Source organism: Hymenobacter daecheongensis DSM 21074 (assembly GCF_900141805.1).
Lineage (GTDB): Bacteria > Bacteroidota > Bacteroidia > Cytophagales > Hymenobacteraceae > Hymenobacter > Hymenobacter daecheongensis.
Genome location: NZ_FQYN01000001.1, coordinates 215,515 through 233,059 on the forward strand (window position 1 = coordinate 215,515; position 17,545 = coordinate 233,059).

Consider the following 17,545-nt stretch of genomic DNA (forward strand, 5'->3'; position numbering starts at 1 on the left):
CGCAGCGGCGGCCCGCTACAGGTTCAGCGGCCAGGTCTGCTGGTTGCCCACTTGGTCCTTCGCCACAATGGTGTACTTGCCCGGTGCCAGCGCCAGCTGCTGCGGCGGCCGCGCACGCTGCAGCTCCACCACATCCACCGGAATGGCCTGGGCCAGCGCCTCGCCGGCCGCGTAGGCCAGCACCAGGCACGGAAAGCCCACCGTGACGCGGCCTGCTACTGCCACCGGCCGGCGGCCCGCCCCGAATACCCACGTGGGCCGGCCGGCGCGGTACGTAGTGCGCGGATGGAACACCATCAGGTCCACCGTCATGTCGTTGCCGGTGGCGGTAAAGGGCTGCTGGCGGTCATCGAGCAGCACGGCGCTGCCGGCGGCCCGCGCCAGCCGGTAGCGGGCATTTTCGCCGCCCCGCGTGCCCGATTCGCTCAACTCGGTCTGGTCGATGGTAAGCGGATCAATGCCGGTTAGCTCTCTGAGCCGGCGGGCCATGGCGGGCTGGCCGCCCAGACCGTTGGGGCCCTCGTTGAGGTGGCTGAAGCCGCAGTGCACCACAATTTTTGCCTGGGGGTCAGCCTGCAAAATCCGTTGAATGTTGCGGGCCTGCGCCATTTCCCGGCCCTCTACCCGCGCACCGGCATCGCCGGCGTGGGAGAAGCCGTAGTCGTAGGGCACCAGCTGGTAGCGCGTGCGGGCCGCCAGCCGCAGCAGGTTGCTAAACTGGGGCTCTTTGGTGTAGAAACCGCTCTGCAGCATCGGGTAGCCGCGCTGGTTGAGCACGGAGTCCTGCTCATTGAGCCCTTCTACGGCGAAATAGCGGAATCCCAACCCAGCCAGGTCGGGCAGCAGCGAGGCCGTGAAAGCCCGGTGCCGCGGGTTGTGGTGCGCCTCGTTGATAATGACAATCCGGGCGGTGCGGGCCCGGCCCAGAATGTAGGAGTGGGCCGGCACTCCGTGCAAGGCCGCAAAAGCGGCGCTGTCGGCCGTGGGCAATTTGCGCAGCGGCTGGCGGGGCGTATCCCAGGCTTCGAGCGCCGCCTGGTACTGGCCGATGTAGGAATATTCCCAGGCCGCAAATTGATTGGCACCGGGCGTGCCGCTCAGGAGCAGCTTCCCAATGTCGGCGGAAAACTTGTAGCTGGACGTGTCCGGAGCGGGCTGCTGAGCACGCGCAGGCAGCAAAAGCAATGAGCTACTGATTAAAGCTAGCTTTCCGATCATAGCAACAAAAGGAGACAGAGGCACAAAACAGCTCTTAAAACTCAGGAAACACAACTTTTATTGCTTCGCCCCATACACTTACCGACTCAACGCCCGCCCCAACACTGGCAGCCTACACCAGTAGCGCAGCCTGAACAAAAAGCTCATTATCTCACCATCTCACCAGTTCACCATCTCGCTATGAAACTCCTCCCCGCCACCCAGATCCGCCAGGCCGACCTGGCCACCATTCAGGAGCAGGGCATCACCTCGGAGGCGCTGATGGAGCGCGCGGCCCTGGCCTTCACCGACTGGCTCACCGCCCGCCAGACCCCAGCCGAAGCGGGCGAAATCTTGCTGCTTTGCGGCCCCGGCAACAACGGCGGCGACGGGCTGGCCGCCGCCCGCCTGCTGCACCAGCGCAGCTACGCGGTGCGCGTGCTCCTACTGCCCGCCGAAAAGTATTCCGCCGATTTCAGCCTGAACCGCCAGCGCCTGCCCGCCGTGCCGGTAGCCGAATTGAACCCCGCCGCCCTGCCGCCCATCGCGCCCGACACGCTGGTGATTGATGCGCTGTTTGGCACCGGCCTCACCCGCCCGCTCTCCGGCCCGGCCGCCGCCGTGGTGGCCCACCTGAACGCGGCGCACGCGCGGGTGGTGGCATTGGATATTCCCTCCGGCCTGCTGGCCGATGCCCCACAAACCGCCGACAGCCCCGTGGTGCGGGCCCGGCACACCGTGAGCTTCGAGTTGCCCAAACTGGCTTTTCTGCTGCCGCAAAACGCCGAATATGTGGGTCGCTGGCACGTAGTTCCCATCGGGTTGAGCCGGCCGTTTGTGGCGCAGGCGGCGGTTGATATGCACTTTATAGATGCCGCGCTGCTGGCGAGGCGGCTGCCGCGGCGGGCTACGTTTGCCCACAAAGGCACCTACGGGCACGCCTTATTGGTAGCGGGCAGCTACGGCAAGATGGGGGCCGCCGTGCTGGCCGCGCGGGCCTGCCTGCGCAGTGGCGTGGGCCTGCTCACGGTGCGCGGGCCGGCCAGCGGCTACGATATTCTGCAAACCTCAGTGCCCGAAGCCATGGCCCTCCCCGACCCGGCCCCCGACTTCGTAACCGAGCTGCCCGACCTGCAACCGTACTCCGCCGTGGGCATCGGGCCGGGGCTGGGCAAGGAGGACGGCCCGAAGCTGGTGCTGGAAAAGCTGCTGCGCGAAGCCATCGTGCCGCTCGTGCTGGATGCTGACGCGCTGAACCTGCTGGCCGAAAACCCCGACCTGCTCGCCCTGCTCCCCCTCGATTCCATCCTGACGCCCCACCCTAAAGAATTCGAGCGCCTTGCCGGCCCCGCCCGCCACGACTACCACCGTCTGGAGCTGCTGCGCGAGTTTTGCCAAATCCACCGCTGCTACACCGTGCTCAAAGGCGCGTATTCCTGCCTGGGCACGCCCGAAGGCACATTTTACTTCAACAGCACCGGCAACCCCGGCATGGCCACCGGCGGCAGCGGCGACGTGCTCACCGGCATGCTCACCGCCCTGCGCGCCCAACGGCTGCCGGTCCTCGACGCGGCCCTGCTCGGCCTCTACGCCCACGGCCGCGCCGGCGACCTGGCCGCCCGCCACACCGGCGAAGCCGGCCTCATTGCCACCGACATTATCGCCCACCTCGGCCCCGCCTTTCAGGAATTGACCACGATGGAAGCATTCTAGCCCTGGCGCAAGTCTGAAGCCGCAGGCGCGACTTGCAGCCAAGATGCACGGGGCAAGTCTCCAGACTTGCGGAACTGGGGTCACCTGAGTCGTGCAAACGTCGTCAGTCTGGAGACTGACCGCGTGCGTCCGGCGGGAAGTCACATTGCGCTGCGCTCCATTTCAGACTTCCGCCAGTAGTTTTCTTTTACGCCACCCAATACGCTACCGCAAACTGCACCAGCATCAGGCCGTCGGCGAGCAGGGCGAAGTAGTACTCGGGGCGGGTTTCATCGGCAAACCAGAGGATGACGCCGGCCAGCAGCGTGGGCAGCAGCAGCACCCAGCCGTGGGCCGCCGACACGCCGGGCGGAACTAGCACAGCCGACACGGCCAGAAAGATCAGCCCCAGCACCTTGGTGGCGCGCAGCCCAAACAGGCCGGGAAACGTGCGGGTGCCGCTGAGCTGGTCCTTGGTAAAGTCGCGGATGTCGAAGATCAGGGCCAGGTTCAGGATGAAAAAGAACCGCCGGGCAAACAGCACCAGCACCGCCGGCTCATCCAGCGCCTTGCCCAGCCGCAGCGCCGGCACCCACACCGTCACGGCCGACCAGACGTAGGCAATCAGGAACATCTTGAGCAGCGGCAGGTCGCGCAGGGCGCGCCAGTGGCCGCGGCGGCGCACCACCGGCAGCGAGTAGAGCAGCGAAATGGCGGCCAGATGCCCCCAGAACAGCCGCAGGTGCCACCAGCCATCCACCACGAACAGCACCACCGCCACCGCCAGGCTGCCCAGCGCTAGGGCCAGCAGGCCGCGCCGGTGGCGCAGCACCCAGCGCTTGCGCGCCGAAAGCACGGCCTGCTGCCGGTATTTGTAGGGCAGCACGCTGTCGAGGTTGTAGAGAAACAGCGTAGCGGCGAAAATCAGGGCACCGAGGCGGGCCGGAATGGGGGCGTGCCAGAACAGAAACGTGGCCCCGGTAAGGGCCGTGGCTGCCGCCGCCACCAGCCCGCTACTGTAGAGCACGACATCCAACGCCCGCTTCGGGCCGCTCAACTCGCGCAGGGTTCCGGGCAGCATGGCAAAGGAAGCGGCAAAGGGCGGCGGTAAATGGAGCCCAAAGATAAGGCGGCCCCGCTACTCGCCGGTTTCGGCGTGGCTGGCATCCACCGGCTTCGATTCCGGCGAGCCTTTCTGCCGCAGAAAGATGGAAAGGCCCACAATGGACACGATGCTGAGCATTTCGCTCTGCCAGTTCTGAAACGATTCGAACCAGAACCGCGCGGTTTCCATGTACGCCACAGTCGAAATCTGGGGCTTGCCGGCCTGCTGCTGCTCGATGTTGTAGACGGCGCGCCCGCCGGCGGCGTGCAGCCACGCCGCGCCCAAAAACAGCACCAGAAAGGCCAGGCTCAAGGAGTTCTGGTAAAGCGTCAGCACCCAGCCGCCGCGCTTCACCGGCGCAGGCGCATGGGGCTTGTTAGGGTCGGGCGTGCGGTCTACTTCCTCGTCCTCATACAGCTTTTTCGACTCGGAGGAGCCTTTCTGCCGCAGCCAGATGGTGAGCAGCACGTAGAGCCCCATTTGCAGAAACTCGCTTTCCCAGTTCTCGAACGTGGCTTCCACGAAGTGCCCGGAAGTGAGATACCGGCCCAGCGTGAGCGGCAGCAGGCCCATATCTTCCAGCTCACTGTTGTACTCGTGCCAGCCGGTGAGGCCCTGCCCGACCAGCGTAATCAGCATCAGCCCCGTGCCCACCAGCAGCAGACCATTTTCGTAGAGGAAGCGCCGCAAGGGCGAAGCAGAGGGCTTTTTCGACATACCCGCCCTTACGTACAACCCGGCCCAAGAGGTGTGTTCCCGCTCCCATCCCGGAAAACCCCATCAGCCAAAAGCCCCGAAATCAACCTGATTCCGGGGCTTTTGGCTGATGGGCATTGCGCTGATTACGCCTTCAGGCTCTCGGCTTTGGCGGTGGTCACGCCGTCGGCATCCTTCTGGAAGGTGTCGTGGTAGAGCTTGATGCTGTCTTCGATGATGCGGTAGGCATCTTCGCGGCCCATGAAGCGCTCCACGGTCACTTGCTTGTGTTCCAGGGCTTTGTAGTCCTCAAAGAAGCGGCGCATTTCCAACAGCGTGTGCGGGGGCAGGTCAGAAATGTCGTTGTAGTGGTTCACCGAAATGTCGTTGGCGGCCACGGCAATGATTTTGTCGTCTTCCTCGTCGCCGTCAATCATCTGCATCACCCCGATTACCTTAGCATCAACCAGGCACATAGGCACAATGTCGACGGAGCAGATAACCAGAATGTCGAGCGGGTCTTTGTCGTCGCAGTAGGTCTGCGGAATGAAGCCGTAGGCGGCCGGGTAGTGCACGGCCGAGAACAGCACGCGGTCCAGCTTGAGCATGCCGCTGTCTTTGTCCAGCTCGTACTTGCCTTTGCTGCCTTTGGGAATTTCGATGATGCCGTTAACGACGGCGGGGGCGTTTTCGCCGCGCTCTACGTCGTGCCAGGGGTTGAAATGAGCCATTTTTGGGTTTATTAGGGTCTTAGGGACTTGGGGTCTTGGTTTGTTTTTGGGTCTTGGGGCTTAGGGTCTTGGTTGGTGGGGTCTTGGTTTTTTGGTCATCTGTCATCCTGAGTAAAGCGAAGGACCTTATGGGATGGGAACGAGCCGTTGTTAGCATCATCGTTCAACTGGCATAAGGTCCTTCGCAAGCTTACGCCAGATGGAGGATGACAGATGACCAAAAAACCAAGACCCCACCAACCAAGCCCCCAAGACCCTAACGGAGCACCTCCACCAGCGGGGTGCCGGTGCAGCCGTTGGGTTCCTGAATGTGCAGCATCCGCGCCAGCGTGGCCGCCGCGTCCGTAATCTTGGCCACCACGCTCGACTCGCCGTGCTTTACGTGCCAGCCCCAGAAAACGAGGGGCACGTGCGTATCATAAGTATTCATGGAGCCGTGGGTGGTGCCCTTGTTCACGGGGTACGTGTACGATTCGAGCCAGCCCGGCTGCAGCACCACCATCACGTCGCCGCTGCGGTGGGGGAAGAAGCCGTTTTCCAGATACATCAGCATCCCGCTTTCCCAGTGCGACTTCTGCAAGTCGTCGGCGGCAATGGCGCGGTTCACGCCGCTGAGCGTGCCGGCAATGTCTACCACCTCGTCCTGCACCGTGCGCAGGTTCAGCTTGTGCTGCGCAATGAGCGGGCGGTTGAGGTACACTTGCTGGTTTTCGTAGGTAAGCACCCACTGGCCGGCCCCGTGCCGCCGCACCAGCGCCTGCTGAATGGAGTCGCGCATGAGGGCCGGGCCCACCGAGCCGGCGGGCAGCCGGTGCAGGCGCATGAAGTCGGGCGAGCTGGCCGCGCCGTGGTCAGCGGACAAAAACACTAGCGTCTGGCCCTTGCCTACGGTCTTATCCAGGTAGGCCAGCACGCGGGCCAGGTCCTGGTCGAGGCGCAGGTAGGTGTCTTCGGTTTCGATGGCGCTGGTGCCGAACTGGTGGCCCACGTAGTCGGTCGAGCTGAAGCTCAGGGCAAGAAAGTCGGTCTGGCCGCGCTGGCCCAGCTGCTCGGCCCGGATGGCTTCGAGGGCGAAGTCGGCCGTGAGCGAGTTGCCGAAGGGCGTAGAGCGGATCAGGTCGAGGTTGCGGGGCGTGGCGGCCGGGGCTTTTTCGCCCTCAGCCTTCAGCGCGCCCTGCACGGCTGCCGGAGCAGCGCCGCTCAGCCGGGGCAAATCGTGCGGAAACACGGGCTTGGCCTCGCCCCGGAAAGCCGCTTCCCACGCCACGTCATCGGCGGAGCTTTCGGTGTACTGGCCGATGGGCAGCAGCGTTTCCCAGGGCTTATCGAGGTAGCGGGCGGCCCGCTGCTCGGCGTTGAACTTCGTAACCCACTCGGGCAGCGCGGGCTGGTAGTAGGTGCTGGTGATGAAAGCCCCGTTGGAGCCGTCGTACCAGTAGGCGGCATTGGCGGCGTGGCCGGCGGGCAGAATGGAGCCCCGGTCTTTGATGCACACCCCGATGACCTTGCTCTGGAAGTTGGTGGCTAAGCGCAGCTCGTCGGTGATGGTGCTGGTGAGCATGTGGCGCGGCGACATCTGCCCGGCCAGCGCCGTGCCGCCCACCGGCTGCACGGTTTTGTCTTCGGTCACGTAGGTGCCTTTGCCCTCTTCGCGCACCCACCAGTTGTTGCCCACAATGCCGTGCATGGAGGGCGTGGTGCCGGTGTAGAGGCTGGCGTGGCCGGGCCCGGTGTAGGTGGGCACGTAGTTGTAGTGGGTATTCTCGTAGCTGAAGCCTTCGCCCAGCAGCCGCCGGAAGCCGCCGGTGCCGTATTTGCTCCAGTAGCGGTAGAGGTAGTCGTAGCGCATCTGGTCTACCACAATGCCCACCACCAGCTTGGGGCGGCTCAGGGCAGCGGCTTTTTTCTGCCCAAAGGCAGACCCCGACAGCGCGGCGGCCAACAACAGGAACAGGCTCTTTTTCAAATCAGTAGCAGAATAACGCCGCAAGTAAACCGGCGAACCGGCCAGGGCGGCTGCAAAGGTAACAGCCCGCCGCCGGAATTTGGGTGCCGCCCGCCAAAATAGCCGGAGCGGCGTAAAGCAGGTCGCCCGTATGTAGAGACGCGACACTTCGCGTCTCAATCGTTGCTGAAGTTGCTGAGGTTGTCTATCCCAGCGGCCCAGCACCCATCGTTCAACGCCGAGACGCGAAGTGTCGCGTCTCTACACCGCTTATCCCATGCCCACTCCCCTGCTTCCCTACGCCCTCATCTTCGACATGGATGGCGTTATCATCGACAACACCCGCTACCAGGCCCTCGCCTTTCAGTTGCTATTCCGCGACCTGGGCCTCACCACCAACGCCCGCCGCCTGCTGCGCCGCCTGAACGGAATGCCCGCCCCCGACATCCTCAAAACCGTCTTCACCAGCCCCGTGCCCAAAAAGAGGCTGGAAGAATACGCCACTCAGCGCGAGTTTCTCTACCGCACCCTCTACTGGAGCCACCGCCGCGAAACCGCCGGCCTCACCACCTTTCTTAAAGCCGCCCGCGCCGCCGGCTTCAAAATAGCCCTGGGCACCGGCTCGGGCGAGGAAACCATCCGCTACATCCTCGACCACCTTCAGCTGCGCCCCTACTTCGACGTCATCATCGGCAAAGACGATATTGAAAAGGGCAAGCCCCACCCCGATACCTTCAGCGCCGCCGCCCGCAAGCTGGGCGTGCCGCCCGAGCGCTGCCTCGTGTTTGAGGATGCCGTTCTGGGCGAGCAGGCCGCTTACAAAGCCGGGATGCGCGTGGTGGCCGTCGCCTCGTCTTTGCGGGCCAAAGACTTCCAGGCCCCGCTCACCGTCATCAAGGACTTCACGGAGCTGACGCCGGAGCGGCTGCGAGAGTTGCTGGAGCAGCCGCTCGCAGCTCCAAAGCCCAGCAAAACTCTGGCCCAGCGAGCCTACAGCAAGCAATAGTAGGTCAGCCGAGTTAGAGGCTATGCTGTCGGTCTATATAACGCTCACTTGTGGCGCGGTAGGCCGATTTGGGTATAGCTAAGCCATTAGGCCTCCTCACCTACCAACTCACCGCAAACCATTTCAGGCCCGGCGGCGAGCCGGCCGGCGTGGGTTCAGCCTCCACGCGCACATGCCCGGCACCCATCGGCTTAAACTTGCGCACCAGCCCGGTAATGATGCCCCGGTCAAATTCTACGGGGTTGGGCGTGAGGCATACCACCCGCACCTCGCGCAGCCCCCGCCCCTCTACGCGGTAGTAGCCCAGCTCCTGCCCGCGCACGTTGGCGTGGTAGGCCCAGTCCAGGGCCAGCAGGGCCTCGTGCATGGTGTGCAGGTTGGGCGGCCAGAGGCTATGGGTGATGCACTGCAGTCCGGCCGCATACAGCGTGGGCGCACCGTGAATTTCCTCCAGCTCGGCCAGCACATCCAGCCAGGCTTGCCAGGAGTACCAGCTATCGGGCTCGGGCTGGGTGGGCAAGCCATGCTTGCGAAGTAGCGCGGTAGCCTGCTGCGGCACTGGCAGCGCATCGAGCACTATCTGAATATTGCGCCCGTTCACCTCAGCTGCCGGGTCAGCAGCGCGGTATTTAGTGTTCATAATGAGAAGAGCAACTTGGCTAGCAAGGTAAGGACGTTTGCCGTTTGACTGGTACCGTCGCCCGCCACAAACCAGGCACCCGCGTGGTTTGTTATTCAGCCGTATTTCCATCTCACAAAGACAATGGCCCGTTTCCTTGTACAAGGAAACGGGCCATTGTCTTTGGTTAGTGCTGCAGAGCCGGTCTTACTGGCTTGCCGCCAGTGCCTCAGCCCCACCCACGATTTTGAGAATGTCGGTGGTGATGGCCGCCTGCCGGGTGCGGTTATACGTCAGCTTGAGCGACTTGAGCAGCTCCCGGCGTTTCCGGTGGCTATCCTTGCAGCCGGAGACAACTCACTTTTATTCTACCACTAAGCGGGCTACTTGCCCGGCAGAGCGCACCAAATAGATGCCGGGCACCAAGCCAGCTACGTGGAGGGTAGCCGCTCCGGCCAAAGCGGGCACTGTACACACTACCTGGCCCAGGGCATTGAGCAATTCGGCGCGGCGGGCAGTGGCCGGCAGTCGTAGCCGCACCTGCCCGGTAGCGGGATTAGGATAGACTGCCAGCGCCTCCGCGGTTGCGCCGGACCTGACTGCGAGCGGGCCGGTGCCGCCATTCAGCCGCACGCTCACGGCGTAGCTGCTCTGGCTCGGAGCCAGTAGGTCTATGTCGCCGTCACTGTCCAGGTCGCCCACGGCCAGCGCCAGGGGGTTGGAGGACACGGGTATCTCGGCGCTGGTGGCGGGGGGCAAAAAGCGGCCAGACCCATTATTCAGGCGCAAGCTTACGCTGTTGGCACCGGCGTTTACGGCCAGCAGGTCGAGGTGGCCGTCGCTGTTCACGTCGGTCAGGGCCACGTTGTAGGGGAAGCTACCCACGGGCACTTCGGGTAGGGTGGTGGAAGGCACGAAGGCCCCCGCGCCGGTGTTGAGGCGCACACTTACCATATTGCCGTTTGAACTGGCCGTTACAAAATCCAAATCCCCATCAGCATCCACGTCGCCCAAAGCTATTCCTTGCGGTCGGAAGGCCACGGGGCATTCGGCGTTTAGAGCCGGGGCCGTGAAAACACTGCTGCCGTTGTTGAGACGTATACTCACAGTGTTGCTACTGGTATTGGAAGCCAGCAAGTCTAGGTCCCCATCATTATCCACGTCGCCCAGGGCCACAGCATAGGGGTACTGGCCCACCGCCACCGAGGCCGTAGCCAACGAAGTAAAGAGGGCCGTACCATCGTTGCTGAACACGCTCACCGAGGCTGACTGGTTGTTGGCGACCACTAGGTCCAGGTCACCATCGCCATCAATGTCGCCGAGCGCTACCCCCAATGGATACATGCCGGTGGTCAGCTGCGCGCTCTGTGGCACGCTGAAGTTGCTGCTGCCGTCGTTGAGACGAACACTTAGCGTATTGCTGAAGGAATTGGCAGCCACTAGGTCCAAGTCGCCGTCGCCATCTAAGTCGCCCAAAGCCAGATTGCGCGGGGCGCTGCCCACGGCTATTTCCGCGTTGGTGGCAGGGGCCGTAAATGTGGCGGCTCCGTCATTGAGGCGCACGCTCAGGGTGCCGGTGGCAAAGGCGTTTGCCGTTATCAGATCCAGGTCGCCGTCGGCATCCAAATCACCTACCGCTACGCTTTGGGGCGCCGTGCCCACGCTCGGTTCCGCCAGGCCCGCTGGCAGGCGAAAATCACCGCGGCCCGTCCCACCCACGGCCGTCGTGAACTGCTGCACCCAGGGCGTAGCCAGCGAATCGTCGGCACTCGCTGCGGCGCGGGTCACAGTCAGTTGTACCGTTTCGCCGGGCATAAAGGGGTATGCCGTCGGGAAGAACCCCAAGTTGGCTCCCACTACGGTGGCCACCCCGTTCCCGCGCAACCCGCCGCGTTGGCTGCTGAACACCTTGAGCGCCGTGACGGAAGCGGCGGTAAGCGGCCTGCTAAAGCTAGCTACCACGCCTGTAGTTCGGGCGGCAGAGTGGGCATTAGCGGCAGGTGCCACATTGAGCAAAACAGGTGCCTGCGCCTGCGCCGCCACGGAGCAGATCAGCGGCAATAGCCCACTGGCAGTTCGAATAAACAGGGAGTAACGGTTTAGCATACAAGGGAGGTAAAGGAATAGAGAAGCACATGGGGTCCGTTCAGGCATGTGGAGCTGCAGCAAACTTATAGCATAAAACCTGATGAGGTGATTTTTAACGTTTTTGGTGCTCTTCTCTCAGCAAGCAGCGTTGCAGCAATCTTACAAAAAAAGGCTCCAACCTGCTGGTTGAAGCCTTTTTGACATTTGAGTAAAGACAACCTGTGGAAAGGGTCTTTGCCGAGTCTAATGATTATTCTACTGGCTTGCCGCCAGTGCCTCAGCCCCACCCACGATTTCGAGAATCTCGGTGGTGATGGCCGCCTGACGGGTGCGGTTATACGTCAGCTTGAGCGACTTGAGCAGCTCGCCGGCGTTTTCGGTGGCCTTGTCCATCGCCGTCATGCGGGCGCCGTGCTCCGAGGCGTTGCTTTCCAGCACCGCCTTGTAGAGCTGCACCTTCAAGGACTGCGGAATCAGGGTCTGCACGATTTCCTCTTTCGAAGGCTCGAACAGGTAATCGACGTTGGAAGTAGCGGCGGCCGGTGTGGCGGGTGCCTCGGCGGGCACCAGCGGCAACAGCTGCTCGGCCCGTACCACCTGCGTGGCTACGTTCTTGAACTCGTTATACACCATCGTCACCTCGTCGAACTGGCCCATGCTGAAACCGGCCATAGCCTGCTCCGCGGCTTCGCGCACCGTGTCGAACGACAGCTGGCCGAAGACGTGAGTGTAGTTGCCTATGATCGGGCCGCGCTTCGAGAAATACTCGTGGGCCCGCTTGCCGATGGCCATTACCGTTACCTGACCGGCCGCGGCCTGCGCTGCGTAGCGCGAAGCAATCAGCGCATTCACCCCCTTGAAGATGTTGCTGTTGAAAGCCCCGGCCAGGCCGCGGTCAGACGTGATGGCAATGATTAGCACGCGGCGCACTTCGCGCTGCACCGTGTACGGACTTGCCACTTCCTCCCCGACCTGGGCGGTCAGGTTGCTCAGAATGCTGTTGAGCCGCTGGGCATAAGGGCGCATCCGCAGGATGTTGTCCTGGGCCCGGCGCAGCTTGGCCGCCGCCACCATTTTCATGGCTTTGGTAATCTGCTGCGTGCTCTGCACCGATACAATGCGGTTGCGGACTTCTTTTAAGCTAGCCATTCCGTTCGGAATTATGAATTATGAATTATGAATTATGAATTGGTGGACGTGCGCCGTTTTGCCAGTTCATAATTCATAATCCAGAATTCAGAATTAATAATTACTTCGAGGCGTATACCGCCGACAGATCTTTGGCGACCTGACGGATGGCACCTGTAATCTCGTCGTCGAGCTTACCGGCTTTCAGCGACTTGAGGGCCTCGGGGTGGCGCGACTGCATCACCTGACGGAACTCGGTTTCGAAAGCCCGCACCTTGTCCACGGGCACCAGGTCAAGCAGACCGTTGGTGGCGGCGTAGATGATGGCCACCTGATCTTCCACCTTTACGGGCGAGAACTGGGGCTGCTTCAGGATTTCGAGGTTGCGACGGCCACGCTCGATGGTGAGCTTGGTCGAGGCATCGAGGTCGGAGCCGAACTTGGCGAAGGCTTCCAGCTCGCGGAACTGGGCCTGGTCCAGCTTCAGCGTACCAGCCACCTTCTTCATCGACTTGATCTGGGCGTTACCGCCCACGCGCGATACCGAGATACCCACGTTGATGGCGGGGCGCACACCGGAGTTGAAGAGGTTAGTTTCGAGGAAGATCTGGCCGTCGGTAATCGAAATTACGTTGGTCGGAATGTACGCCGAAACGTCGCCGGCCTGGGTTTCGATGATCGGCAGGGCCGTCAGCGAACCGCCACCTTTCACCATGTGGCGAATGGAGTCGGGCAGGTCATTCATGTCAGCGGCAATCGTGTCGGAAGCGTTGATCTTCGCGGCCCGCTCCAACAGGCGGCTGTGCAGGTAGAATACGTCACCAGGGTAGGCTTCCCGTCCGGGAGGACGACGCAGCAGCAGCGACACCTCGCGGTAGGCCACGGCTTGCTTCGACAAGTCGTCATACACCACGAGGGCCGGACGACCCGTATCGCGGAAGAACTCGCCGATGGCGGCACCCGTGAAGGGCGCGAAGAACTGCATTGGAGCCGGGTCGGCAGCCGTAGCGGCTACTACCACCGTGTAGTCCATGGCACCGCCCTTGGTCAGGGCCTGCACGATCTGGGCTACGGTAGAGGCTTTCTGGCCTACGGCTACGTAGATGCAGAAAACCGGCTCGCCGCGCTCAAAGAACTCGCGCTGGTTCAGGATAGCATCCAGAGCCACCGTCGACTTACCCGTCTGGCGGTCACCGATGATCAGCTCGCGCTGACCACGGCCAATCGGAATCATGGCATCGATAGCCTTGATACCGGTCTGCATGGGCTCGGTTACGGGCTGGCGGAAGATTACGCCGGGGGCTTTGCGCTCCAGGGGCATCTCGTAGGTGTCGCCAGCAATGGGGCCGCGGCCGTCGATAGGCTGGCCCAGTGTGTTCACGACGCGGCCAATGATGCCTTCGCCCACCTTGATGGAGGCAATCTTGTTGGTGCGCTTCACGGTGGCACCCTCGCGGATTTCGCTGTAGTCGCCGAGCATTACGGCACCCACGTTGTCTTCCTCCAGGTTCAGCACCAGGGCCTGCAGGCCATTTTCAAATTCAATCAGCTCCCCCGCCTGAGCATTGCCCAGGCCGTAGATGCGGGCTACACCGTCGCCAACCTGAAGCACCGTACCAACCTCTTCGAGTTCGGCTTCGGTCTTAAAGTTGGACAGCTGCTCCCGCAGGATGGCGGATACTTCATCCGGACGTACGTCTGCCATGTTGTTGTTTATAGATGGGGTTGGTAGGGGTTCTCTTTAAAGGTGTTGCGCAGCTTGCGCAAGCTGTTGCGCACCGATTCGTCGAGCTGCCGGTCGCCGACGCGCAGAATGAAGCCGCCGATGAGGGACTCATCAACCGTTTCTTCCAACGTCACGCTTTCCAGGCCCGACTGCCGGCGCACTACTTTGTTCAGTTCCTCGCGCAGGGCCGGGGCCAGCGGAGTAGCGGTAGTCACCTGGGCTACCTGCATGCCGCGCCGCACGTCGTACTGGCTCTGAAACTCGGTAGCTACCCATTCCAGGGCACTTTCGCGGTTATGTTGGGTTACGATAACGAAGAACTTCTCCGTCACCTCACTCACTTTGCCGCCAAAGATTGCCCTCAGAATGGCCAGCTTCTTATCGTGCTTCACGATGGGGTTGCGCAGCAACAGGCGCAGGTCGCGGCTCTGCTCCAGCGTGGTGCGGAACAGATCCATGTCGGCCTTCACCTGCTCCAGCGTCCCGCGCTCCTGGGCCAGATCCAGCAAGGACTTGGCGTAGCGGGAGGCAACTCGTTGTTCAGACATTGGGTTTGAGCTGCAAGCTGTAAGCTACAAGCTGCAAGCCTTTTCGCCGACGGAATGTCAGCTTACGGCTTGTAGCTTGGAGCTTGCAGCTTAGTTTAATTTTACATCCTTCAGGTACGAGTCCACGAGCTGCTGTTGCGAGCTGGAATCAGCCAGTTCACGGCGCAGGATGCGCTCGGCAATGTCGATGGAGAGCTTTGCGGCCGTGTTTTTCACTTCGGTCAGCGCGGCGTTTTTCTCGTTCTGAATGGCTTCGCGAGCCTGCATGATCATGCGGCTGCCTTCTTCCGTGGCTTTGTTTTTGGCGGTTTCAACGAGTTGATTGGCCATCTGGGAAGCCTCCTGCATCATCTTGTCGCGCTCGATGCGGGCATCGGTCAGCAACTTTTCGTTGCCGGCTTTCAGCTGTTGCATTTCCAGCTTGGCCTGATCGGCCATGCGCAGGGCGCTTTCAATAGAATCTTCGCGCTCCTTGAGGGAGAGCAAAATAGGCTTCCAGGCAAACTTAGCCAGCAGAAACAGCACGGTGAGGAAAATCACCAGCTGCCAGAAGATCAGACCAAATTCGGGCGTTACGATTTGCATAGCGCGGTAAACTCTACGTTGGCTTCGACAGCCAACAGATGAAAGGAGGAAATAGAATCGGAGCCCGAGGGCAGCCGAAAACCTACTTCAAAAAAGCCAAGTCAGCCCGCTACGCCGTGCGCCGAAGCGACGCGCAGCGGGCTGCTCTTGCGGTGCCTCCTCTACTGGAGCTTGAACGAAATCAGCAGGCAAACTACCACGGCGAACAGCGCCAGACCCTCGATCAGGGCGGCTACGATCAGCATGGCCGTCTGGATTTTGCCGGAAGCCTCAGGCTGACGACCGATGGCCTCCATGGCGCTGCCACCGATGCGGCCGATACCCAGACCAGCACCCAGAGCAACCAGACCAGCACCGATACCGGCACCCATTACGGCGAGACCAGCGGCATTAACAACCTGCAACAACAGAGAAAGAAGCATAAAACAGAGGTTTGAGAGAAATGTAAAACAGAAAAAAAGTCGGGTGAGAAAAGCTTAGTGTGCGTGGGCCGGCTCTACGCCGTTGCCGCCACCCATCTGCAGATCCGCATCGTGGTGGGTTTCCACCGCGCCGCCGATGTACATGGCGGTGAGCAGCGTGAAGATGTAGGCCTGCAGAATGGCTACCAGCAACTCCAGCACGTTGATGAACAGGCCGAAAGCCAGTGAAACCGGAGCCAGCGCCGCGCTTTTGAAGATGAAGATCAGGCTGATAAAGCTCAGAATAACGATGTGGCCGGCCGTGATGTTGGCAAACAGACGAACCATCAGCGAGAAGGGCTTTACCACGATGCCAATCAGCTCGACCGGAATCATGATAGGCAGCAGGGCCTTGGGCACACCGGGCGTGGCGAAGATGTGGGCCCAGTAGTACTTGTTGGAACTGGCCAGCGTGATGATGAGCGTGAGCACGGCCAGCGTAAAGGTCACGGCGATGTTGCCGGTGAGGTTGGCGGCACCCGGCATCAGGCCCAGCAGGTTGTTGAACCAGATGAAGAAGAACACGGTGAGCAAATACGGCATGTAGCGCTCGTACTTGGGGCCGATGGACTTCTTGGCTACTTCATCCCGAATGAACAGGATAATGGGCTCGAAGAACGACTGCACGCCTTTCGGGGCTTTGCCGTGGTTCTTTTTGTAGCCGCTGGCTACGGCCGTGAACACCAGCAGCAACAGCACGGCGCTCAGGATGAGCGAAGCCGTGTTCTTGGTGATGGAGAAATCGTAGACTTTGCTGCCGTCTTCGGCCATCAGGTGCTCGTGCTCCAGCTTAAGGCCGTTATAGGCCTGGCCGTGGGCCAGCTTCGAGGAAGAGAAGACGCTCAGGCCCTTGGCAGGCTGGTAAGCAATAACGGGCAGCGGAATCGTGACGTGCGTGCCGTGCTCCGCGTTGCCGAGCGTGGCAAAATGCCATTCGTGAGAGTCCCCGATGTGGTGCAGAATCATCTCCCCGGGGTTGAAAGCTTCCTGATCGGTTGCTTCAGCCGTGGTAGCCGCAGGTTCGTTAGCGAAAACGGGAAGCGTAAGAATGCAAAAGAGAGCTATCAGTAAGCGCTTCATTCAGTGGGAATTAGGGTAAAATCCGCAAAACCTTTACTCAGGATTTTCACCCGGTTTTGAAAACGGGCGCAAGTTACTCAGGATGCTCCAGACTTCAAACCCGGCGTAAAAGAAATACAGAATAAAGAAGCAGCCGAGGAAGGTCCAGGTGCCCCGGCCCTCGTGGGCCCCGCCCTTATACAAGTAAATCATTACCAACCCGATAGACAGCAGCAGCCGCAGCACGATGGAGCTAAAATAGGCCGCCATAAAGTTATCGGGGCTGGCCCGCACCAGCCGGAGCGTAATCCAGTAGGTGATGGCCGTGAGCAGGGTAAAGAAGCCGAAGATGCTGTAGGCCAGCGGATGCACCACGGCCGCGCCGTAGTGCAGCTGCAGACCATATAGAATGGCCCACACGATAACGCAGAAGAGCAGGAAGGAGCGGAGAAAAACGGCCACGGGTTACTTATTCTATTCGTTGCGCGAAACGGCGCGGATGATCTGGTAGGTAGCGGCCAGCAGGCCAAAAACCATCAGGCCGATGGTGTACCACGGGTTTTTATTCTGAAAATACGCATCCAGCTTGAGGCCGCCCCAAGTGCACAGGCCAATGATGGCCAGCATCTGAAAGCCCAGCCCGGAGTATTTGGCGAAGCTGCGCAAACGGTCAGAATCGTTGGACTTGGGCGGTGGCGGAGCGTCGGCGGGCATGGCGCGGGGCGGTTTGGGGGTGCGAAAGTATTGATTTTCGGCGCAGTAGCCTACGGTTGCGGGCAGGTTTTGGCTAAAGTAGCGAAGTGGCCGCGGCCGCGGCCGGGCAGCAAAAGCCAACAGGGCCAGGGAAAAACCGTAATTTTACCCAACGCCCTACGTTGTAGAACCCACGCGCCGCCGGATCGAACGAATCGGCGGAACCCGCGCGTTTGATTTGGCAACCCGGGACTCTCTCCTATTCC

The 17,545-nt window shown here is 61.5% G+C and carries 17 protein-coding genes and 1 pseudogene; 2 read left to right on the plus strand and 16 right to left on the minus strand.

The window, feature by feature from the left end:
- Nucleotides 1-15: 15 nt before the first annotated feature.
- Nucleotides 16-1,179 carry a hypothetical protein gene (locus BUB62_RS00900; protein ID WP_073105003.1) on the minus strand — a complete coding sequence of 388 codons (1,164 nt, stop codon included), beginning with the start codon at nt 1,177-1,179 and terminating at the stop codon, nt 16-18.
- A 219-nt stretch (nt 1,180-1,398) separates the two neighbouring features.
- On the opposite strand from BUB62_RS00900, the gene BUB62_RS00905 reads away from it, so the two are divergent.
- Entirely contained in the window at nt 1,399-2,910 is a 1,512-nt protein-coding gene (locus tag BUB62_RS00905) for a bifunctional ADP-dependent NAD(P)H-hydrate dehydratase/NAD(P)H-hydrate epimerase (RefSeq protein WP_073105006.1), read from the plus strand.
- A 187-nt stretch (nt 2,911-3,097) separates the two neighbouring features.
- Here the strand turns inward: BUB62_RS00905 and BUB62_RS00910 are convergent, their stop codons facing one another.
- The 4 genes from BUB62_RS00910 to pafA form a co-directional block, all read right to left on the minus strand.
- Entirely contained in the window at nt 3,098-3,970 is an 873-nt protein-coding gene (locus tag BUB62_RS00910) for a UbiA prenyltransferase family protein (RefSeq protein WP_073105009.1), read from the minus strand.
- 57 nt (nt 3,971-4,027) lie between these two features.
- The gene (locus tag BUB62_RS00915) at nt 4,028-4,711 is read right to left on the minus strand and encodes a DUF6766 family protein (protein ID WP_234988454.1); all 684 of its coding nucleotides are present in this window, start codon (nt 4,709-4,711) and stop codon (nt 4,028-4,030) included.
- 125 nt (nt 4,712-4,836) lie between these two features.
- On the minus strand, nt 4,837-5,421 hold the full coding sequence (locus BUB62_RS00920) for an inorganic diphosphatase (RefSeq protein ID WP_073105015.1): 585 nt from the start codon (nt 5,419-5,421) through the stop codon (nt 4,837-4,839).
- A 256-nt stretch (nt 5,422-5,677) separates the two neighbouring features.
- A complete protein-coding gene (gene pafA / locus BUB62_RS00925) occupies nt 5,678-7,387 on the minus strand; it encodes an alkaline phosphatase PafA (protein ID WP_073105018.1) in 1,710 nt (569 codons plus the stop codon).
- A 256-nt stretch (nt 7,388-7,643) separates the two neighbouring features.
- Here pafA and BUB62_RS00930 point away from each other — a divergent pair, with 256 nt between their 5' ends.
- Nucleotides 7,644-8,372 (plus strand): HAD family hydrolase, encoded by a 729-nt coding sequence (locus BUB62_RS00930; protein ID WP_073105021.1) that lies wholly within the window; start codon nt 7,644-7,646, stop codon nt 8,370-8,372.
- Between the two features lie 100 nt (nt 8,373-8,472).
- Here BUB62_RS00930 and BUB62_RS00935 read toward each other — a convergent pair whose 3' ends face one another.
- The 11 genes and pseudogenes from BUB62_RS00935 to BUB62_RS00985 all read right to left on the minus strand — a co-directional run bounded on the left by BUB62_RS00935 (nt 8,473) and on the right by BUB62_RS00985 (nt 17,300).
- Nucleotides 8,473-9,012 carry a hypothetical protein gene (locus tag BUB62_RS00935; protein ID WP_073105023.1) on the minus strand — a complete coding sequence of 180 codons (540 nt, stop codon included), beginning with the start codon at nt 9,010-9,012 and terminating at the stop codon, nt 8,473-8,475.
- A gap of 186 nt (nt 9,013-9,198) precedes the next feature.
- Nucleotides 9,199-9,309 (minus strand): annotated as a pseudogene (locus BUB62_RS00940) (F0F1 ATP synthase subunit gamma); the annotation flags it as partial.
- 45 nt (nt 9,310-9,354) lie between these two features.
- Entirely contained in the window at nt 9,355-11,097 is a 1,743-nt protein-coding gene (locus BUB62_RS00945) for a T9SS type A sorting domain-containing protein (RefSeq protein ID WP_159437380.1), read from the minus strand.
- 237 nt (nt 11,098-11,334) lie between these two features.
- Nucleotides 11,335-12,228 carry an ATP synthase F1 subunit gamma gene (gene atpG / locus BUB62_RS00950; protein WP_073105029.1) on the minus strand — a complete coding sequence of 298 codons (894 nt, stop codon included), beginning with the start codon at nt 12,226-12,228 and terminating at the stop codon, nt 11,335-11,337.
- Nucleotides 12,229-12,328: 100 nt separating this feature from the next.
- Complete coding sequence (atpA, locus tag BUB62_RS00955; protein ID WP_073105032.1) at nt 12,329-13,912, minus strand: F0F1 ATP synthase subunit alpha; 1,584 nt, start codon at nt 13,910-13,912, stop codon at nt 12,329-12,331.
- Nucleotides 13,913-13,920: 8 nt separating this feature from the next.
- Complete coding sequence (atpH, locus tag BUB62_RS00960; protein ID WP_073105035.1) at nt 13,921-14,481, minus strand: ATP synthase F1 subunit delta; 561 nt, start codon at nt 14,479-14,481, stop codon at nt 13,921-13,923.
- Nucleotides 14,482-14,571: 90 nt separating this feature from the next.
- Nucleotides 14,572-15,066, minus strand: a complete 495-nt coding sequence (locus BUB62_RS00965; RefSeq protein ID WP_073105038.1) for a F0F1 ATP synthase subunit B — start codon at nt 15,064-15,066, stop codon at nt 14,572-14,574.
- Between the two features lie 161 nt (nt 15,067-15,227).
- Nucleotides 15,228-15,488, minus strand: a complete 261-nt coding sequence (atpE, locus tag BUB62_RS00970; RefSeq protein ID WP_073105040.1) for an ATP synthase F0 subunit C — start codon at nt 15,486-15,488, stop codon at nt 15,228-15,230.
- Nucleotides 15,489-15,542: 54 nt separating this feature from the next.
- Nucleotides 15,543-16,607 (minus strand): F0F1 ATP synthase subunit A, encoded by a 1,065-nt coding sequence (gene atpB, locus BUB62_RS00975; RefSeq protein ID WP_073105043.1) that lies wholly within the window; start codon nt 16,605-16,607, stop codon nt 15,543-15,545.
- Nucleotides 16,608-16,640: 33 nt separating this feature from the next.
- Nucleotides 16,641-17,048: a hypothetical protein gene (locus tag BUB62_RS00980; RefSeq protein WP_073105046.1), complete on the minus strand. Its 408-nt coding sequence runs from the start codon at nt 17,046-17,048 to the stop codon at nt 16,641-16,643.
- Between the two features lie 12 nt (nt 17,049-17,060).
- Entirely contained in the window at nt 17,061-17,300 is a 240-nt protein-coding gene (locus tag BUB62_RS00985; protein ID WP_073105928.1) for an AtpZ/AtpI family protein, read from the minus strand.
- Between the last annotated feature and the right edge of the window lie 245 nt (nt 17,301-17,545).

What these genes read in the sequence shown, in the direction of transcription:
- atpG (WP_073105029.1), bottom strand. Translation starts at nt 12,228, where the DNA reads ATGGCTAGCTTAAAAGAAGTCCGCAACCGCATTGTATCGGTGCAGAGC.
- BUB62_RS00965 (WP_073105038.1), bottom strand. Translation starts at nt 15,066, where the DNA reads ATGCAAATCGTAACGCCCGAATTTGGTCTGATCTTCTGGCAGCTGGTG.
- atpE (WP_073105040.1), bottom strand. Translation starts at nt 15,488, where the DNA reads ATGCTTCTTTCTCTGTTGTTGCAGGTTGTTAATGCCGCTGGTCTCGCC.
- atpA (WP_073105032.1), bottom strand. Translation starts at nt 13,912, where the DNA reads ATGGCAGACGTACGTCCGGATGAAGTATCCGCCATCCTGCGGGAGCAG.
- BUB62_RS00910 (WP_073105009.1), bottom strand. Translation starts at nt 3,970, where the DNA reads ATGCTGCCCGGAACCCTGCGCGAGTTGAGCGGCCCGAAGCGGGCGTTG.
- atpH (WP_073105035.1), bottom strand. Translation starts at nt 14,481, where the DNA reads ATGTCTGAACAACGAGTTGCCTCCCGCTACGCCAAGTCCTTGCTGGAT.
- BUB62_RS00905 (WP_073105006.1), top strand. Translation starts at nt 1,399, where the DNA reads ATGAAACTCCTCCCCGCCACCCAGATCCGCCAGGCCGACCTGGCCACC.
- BUB62_RS00985 (WP_073105928.1), bottom strand. Translation starts at nt 17,300, where the DNA reads ATGCCCGCCGACGCTCCGCCACCGCCCAAGTCCAACGATTCTGACCGT.
- BUB62_RS00920 (WP_073105015.1), bottom strand. Translation starts at nt 5,421, where the DNA reads ATGGCTCATTTCAACCCCTGGCACGACGTAGAGCGCGGCGAAAACGCC.
- BUB62_RS00915 (WP_234988454.1), bottom strand. Translation starts at nt 4,711, where the DNA reads ATGTCGAAAAAGCCCTCTGCTTCGCCCTTGCGGCGCTTCCTCTACGAA.
- BUB62_RS00945 (WP_159437380.1), bottom strand. Translation starts at nt 11,097, where the DNA reads ATGCTAAACCGTTACTCCCTGTTTATTCGAACTGCCAGTGGGCTATTG.
- atpB (WP_073105043.1), bottom strand. Translation starts at nt 16,607, where the DNA reads ATGAAGCGCTTACTGATAGCTCTCTTTTGCATTCTTACGCTTCCCGTT.
- BUB62_RS00930 (WP_073105021.1), top strand. Translation starts at nt 7,644, where the DNA reads ATGCCCACTCCCCTGCTTCCCTACGCCCTCATCTTCGACATGGATGGC.
- BUB62_RS00935 (WP_073105023.1), bottom strand. Translation starts at nt 9,012, where the DNA reads ATGAACACTAAATACCGCGCTGCTGACCCGGCAGCTGAGGTGAACGGG.